The following is a 20,058-nucleotide window of genomic DNA, read 5'->3' on the forward strand; positions in this document are numbered from 1 at the left end:
CGGCGGGAATTGGCGCAACAAGGACGATGATCGCCAAGAGGCGGCCGCGCTGACCCCCGGCGCGGATGGTCATGGGCGCGTTAGCTTACACGTCCGAGGAATCCTCCGAACCCAGTTGGTCGGCTATCTCGCGGAGGCGCTCGACTGCCGATTCATCGTCGAGCTCGCCTAGGTAGGCGGGGAGCTTGATGCCGACTTGGGCGGCTAGGTCGTGGATGGGGGGCAGGGAGCTGGCCAGGCCGGACAGGAAGTTGGCAGTGCTGTTGCCACCCTTGCCGTCGCTCCCGCCGGAATCCCACACCGTGATCTGGTCGATCTGAAGATTGGAGATGGCCTTGACCTGCTCGGCCACCAGGTTGGGCATCTGCTCGGCAACGAGCAGAAGTGCGGCCAGCTGGGGATTGCCGCCGGCGTTGTTCACCAGCGCACCGAGGCCTTCGGCCCGGCGGGTGAGCAGGGCCAACAAGCCCAGCGCCTCGGCCTCCATGAGCAGGCGCTGACCGTCGGCCTCGCCGCCCTTGACCAGCCTGATCCGGTCGGCCTCGGCCTCGGCCAGGGTGCGGACTCGCTCCCGCTCCACCTCGGCAGGCACCACGATGTCGGCTTCCTGGGAAGCCTTGTCGCGTGACGCCCGGGCCTGCTCGGCCTGGCCTTCGGCGGCGAACGACTCCTCAGCGGCTCGAGCCTGGGTGACCCGCTCGGCGGTGACTGCGGCCCGCTCAGCCTCGGCCTCCTGCTGACGGCGCTGGCCATCGGACTGGGCGATCACTACTTGAGACTCGTTCTCTCCCTCGGTGGCGGTGGCGTTGGCCTGGGCCACCCGGATGCGCTGTTCCCGCTGGGCCTCGGCGGCGCCGATGTCGCCGTCGCGTTCCTGCTCGGCCACCTTGATCTTGGCCTCGTTGATGGCCCGGGCAGCTGCTTCCCGGCCGAGGGCGTCGATGTAGCCCGACTCGTCGGTGATGTCCTGGATGTTGACGTTGATGAGCCGCAGGCCCACCTTTCGCAGCTCGATCTCTAACGACTCGGTGATGTTGGTGATCAATTTCTCGCGGTCGGCGTTGATCTCCTCAATGGGCATGGTGGCGATCACCACCCGCATTTGGCCGAAGATGATGTCGCGAGCCAGGTTCTCGATCTCTACCAAGCTCAGTCCCAGCAGCCGCTCGGCGGCATTTTGCATCACGCCGGGCTCGGTAGAGATCCCCACCGTGAACGTGGCCGGCGTGTTGACTCGGATGTTCTGCTGGGACAGCGCGCCCTGGAGCTTGATCTCGATGGGTATGGGGGTGAGATCCAAGAAGGCGTAGCCCTGGATAACAGGCCACACCAGGGCGCCGCCGCCGTGGAGGCATCGAGCCGACTGGCCCTGTCCTCCCACCCGGCCGTAGATGACCAGCACGCGGTCGGAGGGGCAGCGCTTGTAGCGGGAAGAAATCCACAGCAGGGCGATGAGAAGAATGACAATGAGGCCAGCAACAAGGGCTATGGCAGCCATTAACGAGTCCTTTCGGGTCTAAATGAAGTGTTTTACAAGGGTCTGACAAGGACGGTGGATGGATCCACCACGGCCTGCACGACGACACGGGTCTGGGCCGGAAGGTCGGTGTCCGATTCGGTGTAGGCATCAATCACGCGGAGCCGTCCTTGCACAAGCACCTCGACTTTGCCGGGCATGGATCGGTTGGCCGGGATCGGCAAGTACACGGTTCCGTGGACGCCTACGGCACTCTGGTAGTCGACTGAGCCGCTTTCTTCCATCTGGGAGAACTTCCGCCACATGTAGGCCACGGCGAAGAACACCGCCAGGCCCACCGCAATGGCCACGATCACCGAGACCGGGGTGGAGCTGTCCGCCTCCTTCATCAACACGCCGGTCCAGCCGAAGGCGAAAAAGAACGCCGTCAGGCTTCGAAGAGACAGAAATCCCGTTCCCGCGCCCTCATCGTCGAGGTCGATATCGAGGTCGGAACCGACGCCGAAGCCCAACAACAAGAGCTGGAGTATGAGGAAGACGCCGGCGATTGCGCCGATCAGATAGAAGACCTGGAGGTCGCCGGTCAGGCCGTCCCACCAGTCACCCATCTGTTCTTCCTCCCGTCTGTCTCGCTATCTCGCAGTCCTGCCCGCAGTCTGGCGCTCAGTCTGGCGCTGGCCTGCGGTTTAGGCCTCCATAACGGCCACCCTACCGGCTTTTCCGGCCATTTCCTCTTCTGCCCCTCCCCCATAGCCCCTTCCTGGGCAAATGCGCTTTGAATGACCAAATCGCGGGCTGGGCGTGGCAAAGTCTGTGGGTGGCTGAGGCCAAGGTTCGCTGGACGCACCAGTGGAAGGAGCTCTACGAGGAGGTCATCGACTCGGGGCTGTGTACTGGTTGCGCGGGGTGCGTGATCGCCTGTCCCCACGATGTGATCGGCTACAAGCACGAGCCCGGCCAGTACAAGCCCTTCCACCTGGAGGAGGAACTGGGCCTGTCCGACTGCATCCACGGCCAAAAGGGGTGTACGTCGTGCACTCGGGCCTGCCCCCGGTTCCGCACCTGGGAGGCCGAGGCCGATGAGCACCTGTTCGGCCGCATTCGCAACGAGGACGAGGTGTCGGGCATTTACAGCGACATCCTGCTGGTGCGGGCCTCTGACGACCATGTGTACGACGTGGGACAAGACGGCGGACTGGTGTCGGCCATTTTGATCTGGTGTCTGGAGAACGACGTGATCGACGGCGCCCTCACCTCATTTCTGGAGGGAGGCGACGCCGACGGCTGGAAGGCGGTTCCTGGACTGGCGGTCAACCGCGAGGAGGTGCTGCGGGGCGCGGGCAGCCGGTACACCTACTCGGCCAACCCGCTGGCCTACCGGGAGGCCAAGGAGCAGGGACTCCAGCGGCTGGCCCTGGTGGGCATGAGCTGTCAGACCTCCATCGGCCCGGTCATGTGGAACCGCAAGGTGGGCAAGGTGGGCCGCCCCATCAAGCTGAACATCGGGCTGTTGTGCTCCAAGAGCTTCGACGACTCCATGTTCGAGGAGCTGTTCTGGGTGAAGTACGGCCTGCCCACCGACCAAATCGCCAAGATGAACATCAAGGGCGTGTTCCAGGTGTGGATGAAGAACGGCGACTACCACGAGATCAACCTCAAGGAGTGCCACGCCTGGACCCGGGAGGGCTGCAACCTCTGCCCCGACTTCGCTGCCGAGCATGCCGACATCTCCACCGGCGGCATCGGCGACGCCACCGACTGGACCCTCACCGTGGTCCGCACCGAGCTGGGCCGAGCCGTGATCAACGCCATGCTGGAAGACGGGGTGATCGAGGCCCGTCCCGGCGACGACGACCCCGGCGCGGTGGCCCTGATGCACAAGCTGGCTGCGAAGAGCCGCCAGCGTTGGCCCGACTGGGCCGAGAGCGCGGTCCGGGTGGGGGTCTGAACGCCGCCTGCTGCTGGCGTTCCGCCGAGCCAGTTAGATCCCTGATTCCTCCAGAATGCACTGGCGCATGATCAGGCTCACCTCTTCGGTCAGGTCGGCGTTGATGTCACTGCGGAGGTCGTCGTCGAGCTGCTTGAACTCATCAAAGGTCAGCGCTTCTCTGATCCTGTCGAAGCCGCACTTGCACACGTCGGCCAGATTGGCCCTGACCTGTTCGTCCAGGTCATCGCGGCCCGCCTCTTTGCAGCCGTCGCGGAAGTTCCGCTCGGGCTGGCCGACATTGGGTTCCACCGGACTGTTCTCGTCGAATTGGTAGTCGGCGGCATTGTCGTCGTAGAAGGTGGGCGCCCCGGAACTGCCGCAGGCGGCCGCCACCAACACCAGCGCGGCCACCACCGCGAGCAAACGGCCCTTTGTCACAGGCCCAACGGTATCGCCCGATTCCCTGCGGTCGCGAACCATTCCCGCCCCTATGTGGCGTCGGCCAGTTCCAGCGAGCGGGCGAACACATCGTCGAGCATGTCGGAGGTGAGCCGTCCGGTGAACGTGTTCTGCTGGCTCACGTGGTAGGAGCACACCACCATGCGGCCTTCGGGGGCGGCTGCCTCCAGCCCGTGGGCGAACTTGGGCCGGGGCTTCACTCCCAACTCGGCGGCCACTGCCCCGTAACCGATGGCCCCCAGCGCCACGAACACCCGGGCCCGGCTCAGCAGGGCCAGCTCCCGCATCAGGAATGGGCGGCATGCATCCCGTTCGGCTGGGGTCGGCTTGTTCTGGGGCGGCGCACACCGCACCGGGGCGGTGATGTACACGTCGCGCAGCACGAGCCCGTCGTCTCGGTCGGTGGATTCGGGCTGGTTGGCCAGCCCGACCCGGTGCAGAGAGGCGTACAGGAAGTCGCCGGAACGGTCGCCGGTGAACATCCGCCCCGTGCGGTTCGCCCCGTGGGCCGCCGGAGCCAGCCCTACCACCACGATACGGGCCTCGGAATCGCCGAAGCCCGGCACCGGTCGGCCCCAGTACGTCCAATCCCGGTAGGCGGCCCGCTTGGTTTCGGCCACCTCCTCCCGCCAGGCCACGAGTCGGGGGCAGGCTCGACAAGAGATAACATCGGCGGCCAGTTCGTCAAACGAGTCCACGACCGGCAAGCTAGAAGACCCAGCAACCCAATGGCTGGCAATCACTGTCAACCGGAACTCCCAGCAAAGCCCAGAATCCACAGAGCAAATGGCCAGTAAGACCCGCAAACCCACCATGGTGTTGTTCGTGCGCCACGGTCAGACCCCCACCACCGGTGCCGTTTTGCCCGGACGGGCGCCGGGCCTGCACCTCAGCGACCGGGGCCGAGAGCAGGCCGAACAGGCCGCGGCCCGCATCGCCGCCCTGGGTGCGAGCCGCATCGGCGCGGTGTACGCCTCGCCCATGGAGCGGGCCCGGGAGACCGCCGCCCCCATAGCCCGGGCGGTGGGCCGCCGGGTGCGGGTGCTCGACAGCCTCAATGAGTGCGATTTCGGACGGTGGACGGGTCGGCGCCTCAGCGACCTGCGCCGACGCCGCGACTGGCGGCAGGTGCAACACAGCCCCAGCGGCTTCCGCTTCCCGGGCGGGGAGTCGTTCGCGGAGATGCAGACCAGGATTACCGACGCGGTTCAGTCGCTGGCCGCCCGCCACCCCGGTTCAACCGTGGTGGCGGTATCGCACGCCGACACCATCAAGGCAGCGGTGTCGCACGCCTCGGGTGCCCACTTGGACATGTTCCAGAGGATCGTGGTGTCGCCGTGTTCGATCACCGCCATCGTTTACAGCACCGATGGTCCGCTGGTGTTGACCGTGAACAGCACCTCTGACTTGAAAGCCCTCGTGCCCTCATGAGCGAGTCCTTTGATCTGAACGACCTCGAGCACTTCACCGTGGGCGCCGTCGGGCCTCCTGGCCAACGCGTCTTCTATCTTCAGGCCGGAGTCACCGGCACCCTGGTGACCCTCAAGGTGGAAAAGCAAGAGGTGGACGCCTTGGCCAGACACTTCGCCGCGATACTGGATGAGATCACCGACGACCCCGAGTCAATCGAGCCTGAAGCCGATATCGGCCTCATCGACCCGGTGGAAGCGGAGTGGACGGCGGGCGAATTCCGGTTCGGCTATGACGCCGGTGCCGATCGGATGCTGCTCATGATCACCGAGAGGCCCTCCGAAGAAGAGGCCGATGACCTGGCCACTGCTCAGTTCCGGATCACAAGAGGCCAAGCAGCCGGGTTTGTGGGCCGAGCCCAACAGGTGGTGGCCGCCGGGCGGCCCCCGTGCCGGTTCTGCGGCGCGCCCCTGAACGACGACGGCACCTGGTGCCCCTGCTACAACTGATGGAAGCCAAATCCGAGTCGCCGTTTCGCGAACGGCCTGCACTGGATGACGAGGTAGCAGTTGAAATCCTCGCCACCGGCGAACTGGAGGTGCTGGGGCGGATGCCATGGAGCTCCAACATGACGTTTCTGGTGGATGTCCACTCCCCCGATGCCCCTGTCGTCCAGGGGGTGTATAAGCCAGTGCAGGGCGAGAGGCCACTCTGGGACTTCCCCGCCGGGTTGCACAAGCGGGAGATCGCCGCGTTCGAGTTGGCTCGAGCCCTGGGTTGGGATTTGGTGCCCCCCACTGTGCTGCGAGACGGTCCGCTCGGCGAGGGGTCGGTGCAGCTCTATGTGCCCACCGACTACGACGAGCACTACTTCACCCTGCGGGAGGAACCCGCCCATCACCAGTGGTTCCAGCGGCTGTGCGCGTTCGACTTCATCATCAACAGCACCGACCGCAAGGGCGGCCACATCCTGCTGGGCGACGACGGGCGGCTCTACGCCATCGACAACGGGCTGTCGTTCCACTGCGAGTTCAAGCTGCGCACCGTGATCTGGGAATGGGCCGGGGATCCCCTGCCCGACGACTTGGCCGGCGACGTGGGCCGCCTGCTCGACGGCGGCCTGCCCCCCGACGTGGCCAATCTGCTCTCTCTACTAGAGCGAGATGCGTTGCTGACCCGGGCGAGCGCACTGGTGAGCGAGGCCCGCTTCCCCACCGATCCCAGTGGACGCCGCCACCCTTGGCCCCTGGTTTAGGGCGGGCCCTTGGTGTAAGGCGGGCCCCTGGTTTAGGGCGGGCCCTTGGTGTAAGGCGGGGTCAGCTCCGAGCTTGCAGCGCCTCGATCAGCTTGGGGATCACCTTGTGAACGTCGCCGACGACGCCGAGGTCGGCGATGCCGAAAATGGGAGCCTCGGCATCTTTGTTGATGGCGATGATGTTCTTTGAGCCCTTCATGCCCACCATGTGCTGAGTGGCTCCGGAGATGCCGCAGGCCACATAGACGTCGGGCTTGACCACTTTGCCGGTCTGGCCCACTTGGTGGGAGTAGGGCACCCAGCCGGCGTCCACGATGGCCCGCGACGCGCCCGCCGCACCTCCGAGGAGCTTGGCCAGGTCTTCGATCATGGAGTACTTCTCGGCCTCGCCCAGTCCCCGTCCACCGGAGACCACCACGCCGGCCTCGTCCAGCTTGGGGCCGCTGGACTCCTCGGCAAAGCGGTCGACCACCCGGGCCGCTCCGGTGGCGCCCAGATCGGGCACCGGCAGCGCGGAGACCGCCGCGGGGGCGCCTCCGCTCTCCTCGGCGGCAAACGACTTGGGGCGGACGAGGAACAGGCCGACGCCCGACCCGTTGAAACGGGTGCTGACGTTGACCGTGCCGCCGAATACCGGTTCGGTGCCCACCAATGAGCCGTCGGCTTGTTCCAGCTCGACGATGTTGGTGATCACCGGCGCGCCCAGCTTCACCGAGAGCCGTCCGGCCACGTCTCGGCCGTCGTAGGTGGTGCCGAACAGCACCGCGTCGGGGGCATTGCCCCCCTCGATGGCCGCGGCGATGGCCGAGGCCACCGCCGGTCCGGCCAGCCCGTCGCCCAGATCGCCGGTGGCGTGCACCGTGGTCGCCCCGTGGGCGCCGAGCTCGGCGGCCAGCGACTCGCCGTCGCCGCCCACCACTGCTTCCACCGTGTCGGCCAACTCGCGGGCCCTGGTCAACAACTCCAGGCTGATCGAGGCGACCTTGCCGCCCGAGGCCTCAGCAAACACCCAAATAGTTCCCATGCTGTCTCCTAGCTGCTAGCGCCCTGGCGCCTAAACGATCCTGAGCTCTTCGAGCAGGGCAACGATGCGCTCGTGGGCATCGCCCTCATCGGTGATGATCTCGCCGGCCTCCCGCTCGGGGGCGGGGCTCACATCGGTGATCTCCTGGCCGCCGCCGGCCCAGCCCACCTGTTCGGCGCTGATGCCCAGATCGCCGATCCCCACCTGGTCCATCGGCTTGGACTTGGCCGCCATGATTCCCTTGAACGACGGGTAGCGGGGCTCGACCACCCCGGCGGTGACCGACACGACCGCGGGCAGCGGACACCGCACCTCGTCGTAGCCGGCCTCGGTCTGGCGCTTCACCACCACCTCGCCGCTGTCGGCCTGGATCTCCTTGGCGAAAGTGACCGAGGGCAGGCCCAGAAGCTCGGCCACCTGCTCGGGAACCGTGCCGGTATAGCCGTCGGACGATTCGGTGGCGGCCAAGATCAGGTCTGCTTGGGCCCGGCCGATGGCCGCGGCCAGAACCCGGGCCGTGCCCAGGGCGTCGGTGCCGGCCAGGGCTTCGTCGCTCACCAAGATGGCCTTGTCGGCGCCCATGGCCAGTGCGGAGCGCAGCCCGTTGACCTCTTCGTTGGGCGCCATCGATACCAGCGTCACCTCGCCCTCGCCCGCGGCGTCACGCAGCTGGAGGGCCATTTCCACGCCGTAGGAGTCCGACTCGTCCATGATGAGCTTCATGTCCCGCTTGAGGGTGTTGGTGTCCGAATCGAGCTCCCCGGGATCGGCCGGATCGGGGATTTGTTTCACGCAGACGACAATGTCCATAGCGCACAAGTCTCCCACCACGCTTCGGGCACGCAAAACCAAACGAAGGGGAACTGGGGGCAATTGCCGCGGGCCCCGTTTCCTGCCTCAAACAGGCAAGCAGTAGCGTTTAAGGCCTGAAACTTCTGCTCCTCGTCAACCCCCACGCTTCGTCGGTTACCGCCCGAACCCAGGTTGTCATCCAAAAGGCGCTGGCCGCCGACCACGACGTGACCCTGGCCGAAACCCATCGGCGAGGCCACGCTTCGCGCCTGGCCCACGGGGCGGTGGCCGACGGGTGCGATGTGGTGGCGGTGCTGGGCGGTGACGGCACCCTCAACGAGGCCGTGAATGGGCTGGCCGCCTCCGACGTGGCTCTGGCCCCCCTGCCGGGGGGATCGACCAACGTGTTCGCCCGCACCATCGGCCTGCCCGACGACCCGGTGGAGGCGGCCGCCATGCTGCTGGAAACGCTGGCCGCCGGCCACATCAAGCGGGTCGGGCTCGGCCAGGTGAACGGCCGGTATTTCCTGTTCCACACCGGGGTGGGATACGACGCGGCCGTGGTGCAGCAGGTGGAGCGACGGGCGGGATTGAAGCGATACGCCAACCACGCGCTGTTCGCCTACGCGGCGGTGGACACCTGGATGCGCCACTACGACCGGTCGCGCCCCCGGTTCACCGTCTACCACGCCGACGGCGAGGCGGTGACCGGGCAGTTCGCCATCTGCCTCAACACCAACCCCTACACCTATCTGGGGTCGCGCCCCTTCAACGTGATGCCCGACACCACCCTGGATGTGCCCCTATCTCTGGTAACCATGCGCTCGCTGAGAGCGAGCAGGCTCCTTCGGACCGCAGCCAGCGCCCTGGGCTACGGCCCCCCGGTCACCGCTCACCGCCACGTCCACTCCCGCGCCGATGTGACCAGCGCAGTAGTAGCCAGCGACACCCCCTTCCCCTACCAACTAGACGGCGACTACCTAGGCGAAACCACCCGCCTAGAGTTCCACCACGCCGCCAACGCCCTCGCCCTCGCACTTCCGGTGGACTACTAGCATCGCCACTCATCAGACAAAGGCGTCAATTTGACCAGCGGGTAGCGGTCATCCTGTGTTTGGTATTGCTGGGCAGTCTTGCCTTGATGGCCGTCTGGCCTGCTTCGGCGGCCGCTCACACCGAGTTGGAGTCGTCGCATCCGTCTGACGGTGACGCTGTCGACGAACCGGTTTCGCAGATCTCGCTTACATTCACTCGTCCCGTTGAGCCGGTCTCAGACGGCTTTATCGCATTCGATGAGCAAGGGATTGAGCGCGCTCCGGACACTGTGGAATCAACCGATGGGCAGACCTGGGTCATGCGCTACGAGACACCGCTGCCCAGAGGCAGAATTGAGGTGTATTGGCGGGTAACGGCGGCTGATGGCCACATTCTGGAGGGCACGTTCGTGTTCACGGTCCTCCAGTCCGAGAGCGGACCCACGATCGCGCCGTCTCCTGGCCCACAAGATGCCCAGGACACCGGGCCTGTCCCAACAATCGTCGAGCCCAAGACACCCGTGCCCGATGATCCTCCCTCGGCCGCAACCAAATCACCCGAAGCGCCAAGCCCCACCGAAGCTCCATCGACGCCGCCACCAACCACACTGCCGAGTGCTGGCTCTACGGCCTCGGATGGCTCATCCCCTTCGCCAACCACGGGCGCCGAGGAGCCCGATGCGGAAGTTCGCAGCACGTCTTCATTCGCACCGCAGCGCAACTCGGCCGCGACGGTGTCTCACCGCATAGCCGAAGTAACTCGCATCCTGATCTTTTTGGCCACCATGGGTGTCGTGGGTGGGCTGGCATTTTTGGCGTTCATCGTTCGTGGCGAGTCGCGGGACTCGGACCGGGTGCGGAGATGGGTTAGTGGGAACGCCATCGTGCTTGCCGCCAGCGCCGCCGTGGCGGCGTTGAACCGAGCCGTGGTGATCGAACGGGAATGGTCGGCATTCTGGTCGCCCGACGCGATAGCCGATGCCGTATCGACTCAATTCGGTGTGGCCGCCGGGCTGCGACTGCTCGGGGGGCTCGTCCTAGTGGGCGCTTTTTGGCGCGCGGTGGAGAACCCACCGAGGGGGCCGATTGTTGGGACCGTGCTCATGGGTGGGGCGCTGGTCATCGCTTCGTTTGCCTTCGACGGCCACACGGTTACCGAGGGACCGAGGTGGTTGCACTCGATCGCCAGCGTGAGCCATGTGAGCGCCGCCGCGGTTTGGAGCGGCGGGGTCGTGTTGCTGGCCGACCTCCTGTGGCGTCGACACCGCCGCGGTGCGGACGTGTTCCGGCCGTTGATGCGATTCTCCCGAATGGCGGCCACCGCGCTGGTACTGGCCGGCGTGGCCGGCACGGTCATGGCGATTCTCGTGCTCGACCGATTCGATGACCTGTGGTCAACCCAGTGGGGCCGCTTGCTGCTGGCCAAGATTGCCCTCGTCGCGGTGGCTGCGGCCATTGGTGGCCACAACCGCTGGGTGCTCATTCCCGCCGTCGAGCGGCACGGAGAAGACATCGTTCACCTGCGCCTGCGACGAGCGGCGATCATCGAGGCGATCGCTCTAATGACCGTCGCCGTCATTACCGCGTTCTTGGTGGCAGCATCCGCGGTTTAGCGAAGGAAGGGCTAGCTCTTGTCGAGCACCTCGCGGGCGATGTCGGGAACGTCGGTGATGACCGCGTCGGCGCCCATCGACGCCAGTTGGGCGATTTGGTCGGGGTCGTTGACGGTCCAGACGTTGACTTCGATACCGGCGGCGTGAGCGGTGTCCACCAGGGCCTTGCTGGTTGACGCGAAATAGGGGTGGATGGCGGAGTGGCCGGCGGCTGCCACTCGGCCCACCAGCAGATCGGGGGTCAGCACCTCGAAGGTCAGATAGGCCGTGGGAATGGCGGGGTCGATGGCCCTGATGCGGTCTAGGGCCTCCATGTCGAACGATGAGACGATCACTTCGCCGCGGTGCTCCCCCATCCCCCACCCCAGCACCAACCCGGCCACCGCGGCCGACACTTGGTGCTCGGCGTCGTAGTCCGGATCATTGGGGGCGCTCTTGATCTCTATGTTGATCACGAACTCCCGCTCGGAGGCCGGGGCCCGGCACACGTCCATGACTTCGGCCAACGTGGGCACCCAGTCGGGCAGCTCGTCGTCGTGGAGATCGATGATGGCCCGGCCGTCGGGCAGGTGGGCATCGTGGTGTACCACCAGCACCTCATTGGCCGTGCGCCTCACGTCCAGTTCTATTCCGTCGGCATTCAGCCGCACGGCGGCACGGAAGGCCTCCAGGGTGTTCTCCCGCTCAACCGCCGATGCCCCCCGATGGGCGATCACCCTCACGGCCACAATCTTGCCAATTTGGGGGCGAAACCCATACTCACAGCACCAACACAGCTACCAGTAACAACACATTCCCCATAATCCCCTCTTGCCACACCAGTACACCACCCCTATCCTTGTCCCCGCGTGATTACCAAGGGATTGCTTTTTGAAATCGACAACGCGGCGGACGATTGGCGGTGCCAAGCCGCCTGCCGCGATACCGACCCCGACCTGTTCTTCCCCGTGGGCAGCACCGGTTTGGCCCTCGAGCAGATCGAGTCGGCCAAGGTGGTCTGCCAGCAGTGTCATTCGCAAACTGCCTGCTTGGAGTTCGCTTTGGCCACCAACCAGGACTCGGGAATCTGGGGCGGAAAGTCTGAGGAGGAGCGCCGCCAGCTCCGCCGACTCAGGATGGCCGAGCAGCGCCAGACGGCCATATTCACGGCCTAGCCCCCGTCTGGCTAGCCCCCGCCTGGGGAGCGGAACCCCAGCAGGGGGATCGCCAACTCCACCACCGTTCCGACCCGGGGCGGGTTTCCTTCGCCGTTGCTCATGGTGATGCTCCCCCGCAGATCGGTGCTCACCAGATTTCGCACGATGGCGATACCCAGTCCGTCGGCGCTGTCGGTATCGAATCCGGCAGGCAGCCCCACCCCGTCGTCGGTCACCCGCACTTGTACCCGGTCGCCGTCGTTGTCCAGCTCAATCCGCACCTGACCGCCGGGCGGCTCGGGATAGGCGTGGTCCATAACGTTCTGCAGGCACTCGTTCAGCACGACCGCCAGCGGCGTGGCCACATCGGCGGCCAGCTCTCCAGCGTCGCCCATCACCTTGAACTCCACCGGCCGGTCGGGACCGGTCAGCCCCTCCTCCACCATGCGCACCAGCGACCGCACGATCTCAACGAACGGCACGTCGCTGCTGGCATCGCGCGACAAGATCTCGTGGACGATGGCGATGGCCCGAATGCGTCTCACCGACTCCTCGATGGCATCCCGGGCCTCTGCCGCGGTGACCCGGCGCCCTTGCAGGCGCAATAGCGAGGACACCGTCTGGAGGTTGTTCTTCACCCGGTGGTGGATCTCGGCGATGGTGGCGTCTTTGGACATCAACAGGCGGTCGCGGCGGCGCAACTCGGAGATGTCCCGCATCAGCACCAATGCGCCGGTCACCTCTCCCCTGCCGATCAGCGGCAAACAGCGCAACACCACCGTGCCCCGATCGCCGTGCTGTATCTCCTCGGTCTGGGGTAAACGGGAGGCGAAGGCGGCTCGAATGGCTCGCTGCTCCAGGCCGATCTCCACCAGCCGGCGACCCTCGACCTCGCTGTGCAGGCCAATGCGGTGCAGCGCAGAGGCGGCGTTGGGGGAAATGAGCAGAACCCGGCCCGAGGCGTCCAGCAGCATCAGCCCGTCGCCCACCCGGGGGGACTCCTCGGTCTCGATGTCGTCCACCGGGAACGGGTACTCCCCCTCGGCGATCATGGCGGCCAGCCGCCGGAACAGCTTGAAGTAGCTCATCTCCAGCTCGCCGGGATCCCGCTGGGTGTCGGGGTCGAACTCCCGGGCCATCACCGCGACCACCTCGCCGTGGCAGTTCACCGGCACGGTCAGCGTGCGGATGCGGGGCTGTTCGGCTTGGCCGATGCGCCCCCCGTCAGTAATCCGCCCCTCGCGGAAGGCCACGTCGACCAGCGGACGCTGCTCGGGGGCGAAAACAGCCCCCACCAGATCGCTGCGATGCACCGACCGGGCGGTGGTGGGCCGGATCTGGCCCGCGATGGCGTACCCGTTCGGGTTCTCGGCGGCAGGAGTCTGGCTCAGCCGGCTCGTGGGCACGTATAGCAGCAGATCGGCGAAGGAGAGGTCGGCCAGCGGTGCCCAAGTCCGCATGAGCCTCTGGAGATGGTTCAGACGCGACTGGGGCAGGCCGGGCGCCAATTCCTCCAGGCTCGCCATCCGACAAGCTTATTGTCTGTCGGCCAGGGGCCAATCAGCTCCCGAAGCCGATGGATCGGCCGGTCGCCGAGGGATCGAGCTCCACGTAGGCCACGCTGGAGGCCGGAACGCCGACCTCGCGGCCCCGATGGTCGGTCAGCCACAGCATCTCGCCGGACGCCAGCCCCGAGGTGATGGCCTTTTTCACCGACTCCACATCGGAGTCGGGATCCAATTCCACCTCGATCTCCTTCTGGCTTCGGATCACGCCGATACGAACATGCATTGAATGATCTCCTTGAGACTCGATCCAGCTAATTGATCTTGAGCTCGGGACTGTAGATCCGCCGGGGCGGGGGGTTGTCCACCAAGTGGGTGGCCATGGCCGAGAATGCCCGGCCAGCCTCCGAGTCGGGGGCCTCCGCCGCGATGGGCCGGCCCCGGTCAGCCCCCTCCCGCAGCGCGGGCAAAAGCGGCACCTGTCCGATCAGGGGCACGTCGAGCCGGTCGGCCAGCTCTTGGCCTCCTCCGGCGCCGAACAGCTCGTATCTCTTGCCGTCGTCGCCCGTGAACCAGCTCATGTTCTCGATCACCCCACGCACGGTGAGGTTCACCTTCTCGGCCATGAATGCGGCCCGCTGCGCTACCCGCTGGGCGGCGGGTTGGGGGGTGGTTACCACGTACACCTCGGAGCGGGGCAGGAACTGGGCCAGGGAGATGGAGATGTCCCCGGTGCCCGGCGGCAGGTCCACCAGCAGGAAATCGGGGTCGTCCCAGGCTACGTCGGTGAGGAACTGCTCCAGCGCCTTGTGGAGCATGGGTCCCCGCCAGATCACTGCTTGGTCCTCCTCGGCGAAAAACCCCATGGAAATGCACCGCACGCCGTGAGCCTCGGGGGGCACGATCATCTCGTCCACCATCTGGGGGAGATGATCGATGCCCAGCATCTTGGGAACGGAGAAGCCCCACACATCGGCATCCACCACCGCGGTGCGGTGCCCAGCCGCCGCCAGGGCCACCCCCAGGTTCACCGTGACCGACGACTTGCCCACACCGCCCTTGCCGGAGGCAATCAGGATCACCCGCGTGGTGGATGCCGGATCGGTGAAAGGGATGGTCCGGCGCGGCGGGGTGGGGGTGTCGCCAGCGGGAGCCATGCCGGTAGATTACGGCATCGACCCAGAAATCCCTGTGCTGTGAGCACGCTATGACCGTGACCAACCCTTTGCCGTGACCAGTCGCCACTATCTCGACCACGCTTCCACCTCGCCCATCAGGCCGGAGGCGGTGGCGGCCATGAACCAGTGGTGGGCCGCGGGCCACGGCGACCCTTCCCGGATGCACGCCGAGGCACTCGGTGCCCGATACGAAATCGAACAGGCCCGCCAGCAGGTGGCCGGCTGCTTTGGCGCCCGATCCCGGGAGGTGGTTTTCACCAGCGGGGCTACCGAGTCGATCGCGGCCGCAGTTCGAGGGGCCTCACACCGGGGTGCCCATCAAGTGCTGAGTGCAGTGGAGCACTCTGCGGTGCGGCTGTCGGCCCAACGGCTGTCGGCCCAACGGCACCGCGCCACCGTGGTAGGGGTTGACCGCACTGGCCGGGTGGACCCCGACGATATGGCCGCGGCCATCGAGCCCCATACCGCGGCGGTCCACTGCCAGTGGGCCAACCACGAGGTGGGGACGGTGCAGCCGGTGGCCGAGGTGGTGGCCGCCTGCCGAGAGCAGTCGCCCGAGGTGTTGATCCATGTGGACGCCGCCGCGGCCGCCGGTCAGATTCCGGTCAGCTTCGAAGAGATCGGCGCCGATTTGCTGTCGATCAGCGCCCACAAGTTCGGGGGCCCACCCGGCGTAGGGGCTCTGCTGGTGCGCCGCGGGCTGCGTATAGTGCCGCTGCTGGAAGGCGGCGACCAGGAGCGGGCCCGGCGGGCTGGGCTGGAGAACGGCGCGGCCATAGCTGGTTTCGGCGCGGCCTGCGCCGCGCTCCTAGGAGGTGCCCTAGAGCAAGAGGCCAGCCGAGCTCGATCGCAAACCGACCGGCTCCGCCACCGGGCTCAAGAGATCGAGGGGGTTGAATTCTACGGTCACGCGACCCAGCGCTTGCCCCATTTGGTGTGTTTGGGCATTCGCGACGTGGAGCCCCAGGCCGTGCTGATCGCCTTGGACCGGGCCGGGGTGGCCGCCCACTCCGGCAGCTCGTGTGCATCAGAGTCACTGGAGCCGTCACCGGTGCTCGAGGCCATGGGGGTCGACGCCCACCACTCGCTTCGCTTCTCCGTGGGGTGGTCGACGTCCGATGACGACATAGACGCCGCGGCTCAGGCCCTTGAAGAGGCTCTGGCCGACCTGCGCCGCCTCAGGTTGGGCGGCTAGCCCAGCCAGTCGAAGAACTCTGTTCCGGCCAGCGCGTCGGAAATGCCGTTGAGGTCCTCGACGTGCAAGAACTCGAAACCGGCGGCCTCGGCGTAGTACCGATCAACGTCGGTGTCGCCGATGTGGATGTAGCGGGAGGCCTCGAACTGGTCCCGAACTTCCTCCAGGTGGTGCTTGCCCCCCACGAAGTCAACATCGATCCCGTGGATGTCCCACAACCGCTGCTGGTCGGAGCGCACCCGGTCGGAGCCGCTGCCCACCACATAGCCCCGGGCTTTGGCCTGGCGCATAGCCTCTAACAAAATCGGCCCGGGCGGATCGCCGCACTCCAGCGTGCCGTCGATGTCGAACGAGATGAGGATGGGGGCAGCATACTGCCGACCCTCACCAACCCTCTTGCCGTCCAACATCTCATTCGCCGTTGTTGGGAAAATGTGTTTGCATCACGGCAGTGAGCACTGATGGGGGCCTAATCGGCAGCATGCTGAGCAGCGACGACGAAGAGTCGGGATTCTCGTTCTGACTGCGCTGGAGATCCTCATCATCATCGGCTTCTCCACCGCCGGGGCTGTGGTGCACGGCTCATTGGGGCTCGGGGCGGCCCTGGTTGCCGGGCCTGCGCTGGTGGCCATCGACCCCGGGTTCGCTCCCGGACCGCTTATGGTCATAGGCCAGATCGTGGGGCTTCGCCACGCCATCGTCGAACGCCACCACACCGACCGCCGGGCAGTGCGCCATTGCGTTGTTGGGCTCCCTTTTGGCTTGGCTGCTGGCCTCGCCGTTCTTACCGCCATCAGCGACAAGACGCTTGGACTCCTGATCGGGAGCCTGACGGCGGCGGCCGCCATCGCGCTCATGTTCGGCCTGCGAATCCGCCGCAACCCTCCCGTCGAGATGGCCACCGGCTTTGCCACCGCGTTCACCAGCGTTACCGCCGGTTTGCCTGGTCCGCCGCTGGTACTCACCTTCAGCGATATGAAGCCGCCCATATTGCGGGGCACATTTGCCACCTACGTCCTCATGGTGGCTGCTTTCGGTCTCATTGGGCTTGTCGTGACCGGGGAGTAGGGCCGCCACGAATTGGAGCTAACTGGTTGGCTGCTCCCAGGGGTCTTGCTCGGGCTGGCCATAGCTCGCTTCGTCCGCCCCTACGTAGACCGCTCCTGGTTCAGGCCCGCCGTGCTGGTCGTCGCCCTTGCCGGGGCAGTGGCGTTGATTCTTCGCCAGCTGCTCTAACGCCGCCCGCCGTGGTGGCATGGCGCTGCGCTGGATTACCTCCCCGGCAGCGGCTGGGCATCGAGCAGAACGAAGGCCAGGCGAGCCGGTTCGGTGCCCCGGTTCTCCCAGTGGTGGGCCGTGCCGCGCTGGACCACCGTGTCGTACTTGTGCAGCGTGACCTCGCCCTCGTCCAGCAACAGGGTGACCTGGCCGTCGAGCACCACCATGTAGTCGATCGTCCTGGTGGTGTGCATCCCGGGTCGGCCATCGCTCTGGGTGACCGCGCCCTCCGCGGCGAGCCGCTCGGCGGTGGCGGCCACTGCTTCCGGGGCGATCTCCTGGCTGGGGGGAAGTTCGACCAGCCAGAACAACGAACCCTGGTGCGGGGCCTCAAGACGGGTCTCCCGCAACGCGGCATCAGCCACCTCCCCAGAGTTGTCCGCTGGGGATCCTTGGGTTGTCCAGATCTGCACCCGGCGCTTGTATTCGTGAACGTCGTTGAAGACGACGACCGACTTGCCATCGGCATCGTGTCCCGTGACCACGCGGCGGATCTGCTGGCTATTTTCCATTGCTTGCCTCTTTCTCAAGTCTTGAGGGTCTCTCTTGGCCGCGCTCAGAGCGGCATGACCCGCCCGCCGCTGGCGTGGATGGTGGCTCCGAGCATGGCGTGGCTCGGCGCCGAGGCGGCGTAGGCGATCACGTCGGCTGCCTCGTCGACCCTCAGCACCCGGCCCCAGGGCAGCAAGCCACGATGAACGACATTCAACATGTGCTCATCCTGCTCGGGAGTCGGAGGATTCTCACTGCCCATACCGCCGGTCGAGATGCCTCCGAGGGCGACAACGTTCACCACGATCCCGTAGGGGGCCAACTCCACGGCGGCCGATTTGGTCCAAGCGATCAATCCGCCCTTGGCGGCGTTGTACAGGGACACCGGGCTCATATCGGCGGGGGGCGGATTGAAGGGCGCCGTCGACGCCACGCTGACCACCCGGCCGTAGTTGGCCTCCTTCATGGCCGGGACAACCGCCTGGGTGCACAGCATCGGGCCGAGCAGGTTTACCCCGATGACCTGGTTGAATTCCTCCACTTCGAAGTGCTCGGTGCTGCTGGCTCCGCCGATTGCGGCGTTGTTGATCAGGGCATCGATGCGGCCGAACTCACCGAGCACGGTATCGGCCATCGCCGCGACATCATCGCGATTCGACACGTCGGCCCGCACCCAGATCGCCCGCTGGCCGGTCTCACCTTGGACGTTCTCGACGCTCTGCTCCCCCCAGTCCTGGCGGAGGTCCACCAAAGCGATGTCGTAGCCCCGTTGGGCCAGGGCCCGCGCGGTGGCTCCACCCACTCCCCAGGGACGAGCCCCGGTGACGATGGCAACCCTGTTGTCGCCGTGTGCAGTCATCTCCTGTGCTCCTTGGTGGTGGCTTGCGGTCTGGTACTAGAACCAAGACTCACGCGTAGGGACCGACGGTTCGGAAGGCAAAGTAGCCATAGCCCTTGCGCTCAGGCCCCTCCAGAGCCGGAATGGCGTCTAGCGGGGTGGTGATTTCTTCGATGGTGGGACCTATCTCGTCGGCGATCGACCGCAACGCGTCCATGTCGAGTCCGTAGACCCGGGCCGCGTTCTCCCCGACGATGGCCCGAACCTTGTCGTGGGGAATGCCGGCCATGGCATGGCGCAGCGACAGGTGGGTCATAGGGGTCTCGTGGGGGTCATCGGAGTAGCGCCAAGTGCCCTCGGGATGCGGGTAGTCGCGGCCCCAGAAGATGTTGGTCCACCACCAGTCCCCCACCGCGGCCTCCACCTCGAACGGGGCGATGAAGCTGGCGCCGACAAACACGTTCTGCTTGAAGTACTCGCTGGGAGGCTTGGATAGCTCTGCGTTGGCCAATGGCAGCGGCGCCAGGGCTGCCGAATCGAGCTCGACCAGGGCAGCTGGGATCCACACACCGGGCTGTTCGGTCATGGCCAGTTTGAGACCGGGGAATCGCTCGAACACTCCCCCCAGGATCATGCGGGCCACCGCCCGGCGGTTGTACGCCCCACCAGCTTCGATCAACAGCAGCGGCGTGCCGCCTACATCCCGCACTGCCGGATCGGTGGCCGCCCCGGCGTGGGTGCCCAGCACCAGACCAGTTTCTTGCACCTCGGCCCAGAACGGATCCCAGTCCGGCTCGTTGTACTGGGTCCATTGCGGTCGAGCGCTGGGGAAGTTAACCGCCCGCAACCCGTGGTCGGCCGCCCAGCAGACTTCTTGAATAGCGGCGTCGATGTCCCACATTGGGATATGGGCCAACCCGACGAGCCGCTCGGGCGCGGCCGAGCAGAAATCGGCCAGCCAGCGGTTGTAGATCTGAAATCCCACCCCGGCCAACTCGGGATTGTCGAACTCGGGCCACCCCTCGTCGACGAAGGGCATCGGCTCGCCGTTGAAGCTGTTGTGGAAGATCACCTCGGCGGCGATGCCGTCGCGGTCCATGTCGGCTAGGCGGGCCTCCGGGTCATTGTGCCCCGAGGTGTTGAGGTACAGCGACCCGCTCTCCCGCACTAGGGCGCGCATTTCCTCGACCTGGGTGCTCGCGGAGAACTCGTCGAAGGCCGACAGATAGGCCGATGGACAATACGACCGCAGCGCATCCAGGCTCGGCCCGGCATGGGAATCGCCGGACACCAACAACACCCGCTCGTTCTCGTTGGCCGTCATCATCGGCCCTAAGCCTTGCGACTACCGCGGAGTGGCACCAATCCGCAGGTTAGCTTCGACAACCACCCCTCGCCGCCAACGGCGACCTACCATGCACAGGCCGTCGCCAGAAAGGAGA

The 20,058-nt window shown here is 66.1% G+C and carries 24 protein-coding genes; 9 read left to right on the forward strand and 15 right to left on the reverse strand.

All coding sequences use genetic code 11. The annotated features are described in order from the left end of the window. Positions 1-85: 85 nt before the first annotated feature. Together ACOGJC_RS17615 and ACOGJC_RS17620 are read right to left on the reverse strand one after the other, a co-directional pair. Positions 86-1,498 (reverse strand): flotillin family protein, encoded by a 1,413-nt coding sequence (locus ACOGJC_RS17615; RefSeq protein ID WP_419846296.1) that lies wholly within the window; start codon positions 1,496-1,498, stop codon positions 86-88. Positions 1,499-1,530: 32 nt separating this feature from the next. Then, the gene (locus ACOGJC_RS17620; protein WP_419846297.1) at positions 1,531-2,085 is read right to left on the reverse strand and encodes a hypothetical protein; all 555 of its coding nucleotides are present in this window, start codon (positions 2,083-2,085) and stop codon (positions 1,531-1,533) included. A 209-nt stretch (positions 2,086-2,294) separates the two neighbouring features. Here ACOGJC_RS17620 and ACOGJC_RS17625 point away from each other — a divergent pair, with 209 nt between their 5' ends. Further along, complete coding sequence (locus ACOGJC_RS17625; protein WP_419846298.1) at positions 2,295-3,425, forward strand: Coenzyme F420 hydrogenase/dehydrogenase, beta subunit C-terminal domain; 1,131 nt, start codon at positions 2,295-2,297, stop codon at positions 3,423-3,425. A gap of 33 nt (positions 3,426-3,458) precedes the next feature. On the opposite strand, the gene ACOGJC_RS17630 is transcribed toward ACOGJC_RS17625, so the two are convergent. Then, positions 3,459-3,845 carry a hypothetical protein gene (locus tag ACOGJC_RS17630; protein ID WP_419846299.1) on the reverse strand — a complete coding sequence of 129 codons (387 nt, stop codon included), beginning with the start codon at positions 3,843-3,845 and terminating at the stop codon, positions 3,459-3,461. A gap of 50 nt (positions 3,846-3,895) precedes the next feature. Beyond that, the gene (locus ACOGJC_RS17635; RefSeq protein WP_419846300.1) at positions 3,896-4,564 is read right to left on the reverse strand and encodes a uracil-DNA glycosylase; all 669 of its coding nucleotides are present in this window, start codon (positions 4,562-4,564) and stop codon (positions 3,896-3,898) included. A gap of 88 nt (positions 4,565-4,652) precedes the next feature. On the opposite strand from ACOGJC_RS17635, the gene ACOGJC_RS17640 reads away from it, so the two are divergent. Genes ACOGJC_RS17640 through ACOGJC_RS17650 form a run of 3 tightly spaced genes read left to right on the forward strand, consistent with a single transcriptional unit; the run spans position 4,653 to position 6,531 of the window. Next, positions 4,653-5,297 carry an MSMEG_4193 family putative phosphomutase gene (locus ACOGJC_RS17640; RefSeq protein ID WP_419846301.1) on the forward strand — a complete coding sequence of 215 codons (645 nt, stop codon included), beginning with the start codon at positions 4,653-4,655 and terminating at the stop codon, positions 5,295-5,297. After that, positions 5,294-5,785 carry a DUF3090 family protein gene (locus ACOGJC_RS17645; RefSeq protein WP_419846302.1) on the forward strand — a complete coding sequence of 164 codons (492 nt, stop codon included), beginning with the start codon at positions 5,294-5,296 and terminating at the stop codon, positions 5,783-5,785. Before ACOGJC_RS17640 ends, ACOGJC_RS17645 begins: the two co-directional genes overlap by 4 nt. Next, positions 5,767-6,531: an SCO1664 family protein gene (locus tag ACOGJC_RS17650; protein WP_419846303.1), complete on the forward strand. Its 765-nt coding sequence runs from the start codon at positions 5,767-5,769 to the stop codon at positions 6,529-6,531. The genes ACOGJC_RS17645 and ACOGJC_RS17650 overlap by 19 nt, the downstream gene beginning before the upstream one ends. 61 nt (positions 6,532-6,592) lie before the next feature. Here the strand turns inward: ACOGJC_RS17650 and ACOGJC_RS17655 are convergent, their stop codons facing one another. Together ACOGJC_RS17655 and ACOGJC_RS17660 are read right to left on the reverse strand one after the other, a co-directional pair. After that, on the reverse strand, positions 6,593-7,555 hold the full coding sequence (locus tag ACOGJC_RS17655; RefSeq protein WP_419846304.1) for an electron transfer flavoprotein subunit alpha/FixB family protein: 963 nt from the start codon (positions 7,553-7,555) through the stop codon (positions 6,593-6,595). Positions 7,556-7,585: 30 nt separating this feature from the next. Further along, positions 7,586-8,365, reverse strand: a complete 780-nt coding sequence (locus ACOGJC_RS17660; RefSeq protein ID WP_419846305.1) for an electron transfer flavoprotein subunit beta/FixA family protein — start codon at positions 8,363-8,365, stop codon at positions 7,586-7,588. Between the two features lie 125 nt (positions 8,366-8,490). Here ACOGJC_RS17660 and ACOGJC_RS17665 point away from each other — a divergent pair, with 125 nt between their 5' ends. Both ACOGJC_RS17665 and ACOGJC_RS17670 read left to right on the forward strand, forming a co-directional pair. Then, a complete protein-coding gene (locus tag ACOGJC_RS17665; protein ID WP_419848268.1) occupies positions 8,491-9,402 on the forward strand; it encodes a diacylglycerol/lipid kinase family protein in 912 nt (303 codons plus the stop codon). Between the two features lie 86 nt (positions 9,403-9,488). Continuing rightward, entirely contained in the window at positions 9,489-10,994 is a 1,506-nt protein-coding gene (locus tag ACOGJC_RS17670) for a copper resistance CopC/CopD family protein (RefSeq protein WP_419846306.1), read from the forward strand. An 11-nt stretch (positions 10,995-11,005) separates the two neighbouring features. On the opposite strand, the gene ACOGJC_RS17675 is transcribed toward ACOGJC_RS17670, so the two are convergent. Continuing rightward, entirely contained in the window at positions 11,006-11,716 is a 711-nt protein-coding gene (locus ACOGJC_RS17675) for a glycerophosphodiester phosphodiesterase (RefSeq protein ID WP_419846307.1), read from the reverse strand. 129 nt (positions 11,717-11,845) lie between these two features. On the opposite strand from ACOGJC_RS17675, the gene ACOGJC_RS17680 reads away from it, so the two are divergent. Then, positions 11,846-12,148: a WhiB family transcriptional regulator gene (locus ACOGJC_RS17680; protein ID WP_419848269.1), complete on the forward strand. Its 303-nt coding sequence runs from the start codon at positions 11,846-11,848 to the stop codon at positions 12,146-12,148. Positions 12,149-12,159: 11 nt separating this feature from the next. Here the strand turns inward: ACOGJC_RS17680 and ACOGJC_RS17685 are convergent, their stop codons facing one another. From ACOGJC_RS17685 to ACOGJC_RS17695, 3 genes are read right to left on the reverse strand one after another with little or no spacing between them, the layout of a single operon-like run. Next, a complete protein-coding gene (locus ACOGJC_RS17685; RefSeq protein ID WP_419846308.1) occupies positions 12,160-13,656 on the reverse strand; it encodes a sensor histidine kinase in 1,497 nt (498 codons plus the stop codon). Positions 13,657-13,690: 34 nt separating this feature from the next. Beyond that, complete coding sequence (locus ACOGJC_RS17690) at positions 13,691-13,921, reverse strand: DUF3107 domain-containing protein (RefSeq protein WP_419846309.1); 231 nt, start codon at positions 13,919-13,921, stop codon at positions 13,691-13,693. Positions 13,922-13,949: 28 nt separating this feature from the next. Continuing rightward, positions 13,950-14,792, reverse strand: coding sequence for an Mrp/NBP35 family ATP-binding protein (locus ACOGJC_RS17695; RefSeq protein WP_419846310.1), 843 nt, complete (start codon positions 14,790-14,792; stop codon positions 13,950-13,952). Between the two features lie 73 nt (positions 14,793-14,865). Between ACOGJC_RS17695 and ACOGJC_RS17700 the strand changes: the two genes are divergently transcribed. Next, positions 14,866-16,008, forward strand: a complete 1,143-nt coding sequence (locus ACOGJC_RS17700; protein ID WP_419846311.1) for a cysteine desulfurase family protein — start codon at positions 14,866-14,868, stop codon at positions 16,006-16,008. Here ACOGJC_RS17700 and ACOGJC_RS17705 read toward each other — a convergent pair. After that, positions 16,005-16,418, reverse strand: coding sequence for an HAD family hydrolase (locus ACOGJC_RS17705; protein WP_419846312.1), 414 nt, complete (start codon positions 16,416-16,418; stop codon positions 16,005-16,007). The genes ACOGJC_RS17700 and ACOGJC_RS17705 overlap by 4 nt on opposite strands. A gap of 136 nt (positions 16,419-16,554) precedes the next feature. On the opposite strand from ACOGJC_RS17705, the gene ACOGJC_RS17710 reads away from it, so the two are divergent. Beyond that, positions 16,555-17,076: a TSUP family transporter gene (locus ACOGJC_RS17710; RefSeq protein ID WP_419848270.1), complete on the forward strand. Its 522-nt coding sequence runs from the start codon at positions 16,555-16,557 to the stop codon at positions 17,074-17,076. Positions 17,077-17,094: 18 nt separating this feature from the next. Here the strand turns inward: ACOGJC_RS17710 and ACOGJC_RS17715 are convergent, their stop codons facing one another. The 4 genes from ACOGJC_RS17715 to ACOGJC_RS17730 are packed head-to-tail and all read right to left on the reverse strand — an operon-like array spanning position 17,095 to position 19,943. After that, positions 17,095-17,265: a hypothetical protein gene (locus tag ACOGJC_RS17715; protein WP_419846313.1), complete on the reverse strand. Its 171-nt coding sequence runs from the start codon at positions 17,263-17,265 to the stop codon at positions 17,095-17,097. A gap of 14 nt (positions 17,266-17,279) precedes the next feature. After that, positions 17,280-17,798 carry a cupin domain-containing protein gene (locus ACOGJC_RS17720; RefSeq protein ID WP_419846314.1) on the reverse strand — a complete coding sequence of 173 codons (519 nt, stop codon included), beginning with the start codon at positions 17,796-17,798 and terminating at the stop codon, positions 17,280-17,282. A gap of 44 nt (positions 17,799-17,842) precedes the next feature. Continuing rightward, on the reverse strand, positions 17,843-18,637 hold the full coding sequence (locus tag ACOGJC_RS17725; RefSeq protein ID WP_419846315.1) for an SDR family NAD(P)-dependent oxidoreductase: 795 nt from the start codon (positions 18,635-18,637) through the stop codon (positions 17,843-17,845). Positions 18,638-18,686: 49 nt separating this feature from the next. Further along, the gene (locus ACOGJC_RS17730; protein WP_419846316.1) at positions 18,687-19,943 is read right to left on the reverse strand and encodes an amidohydrolase family protein; all 1,257 of its coding nucleotides are present in this window, start codon (positions 19,941-19,943) and stop codon (positions 18,687-18,689) included. Positions 19,944-20,058: the final 115 nt, after the last annotated feature.

This window comes from Candidatus Poriferisocius sp. (assembly GCF_965204015.1).
Lineage (GTDB): Bacteria > Actinomycetota > Acidimicrobiia > Acidimicrobiales > Bin134 > Poriferisocius.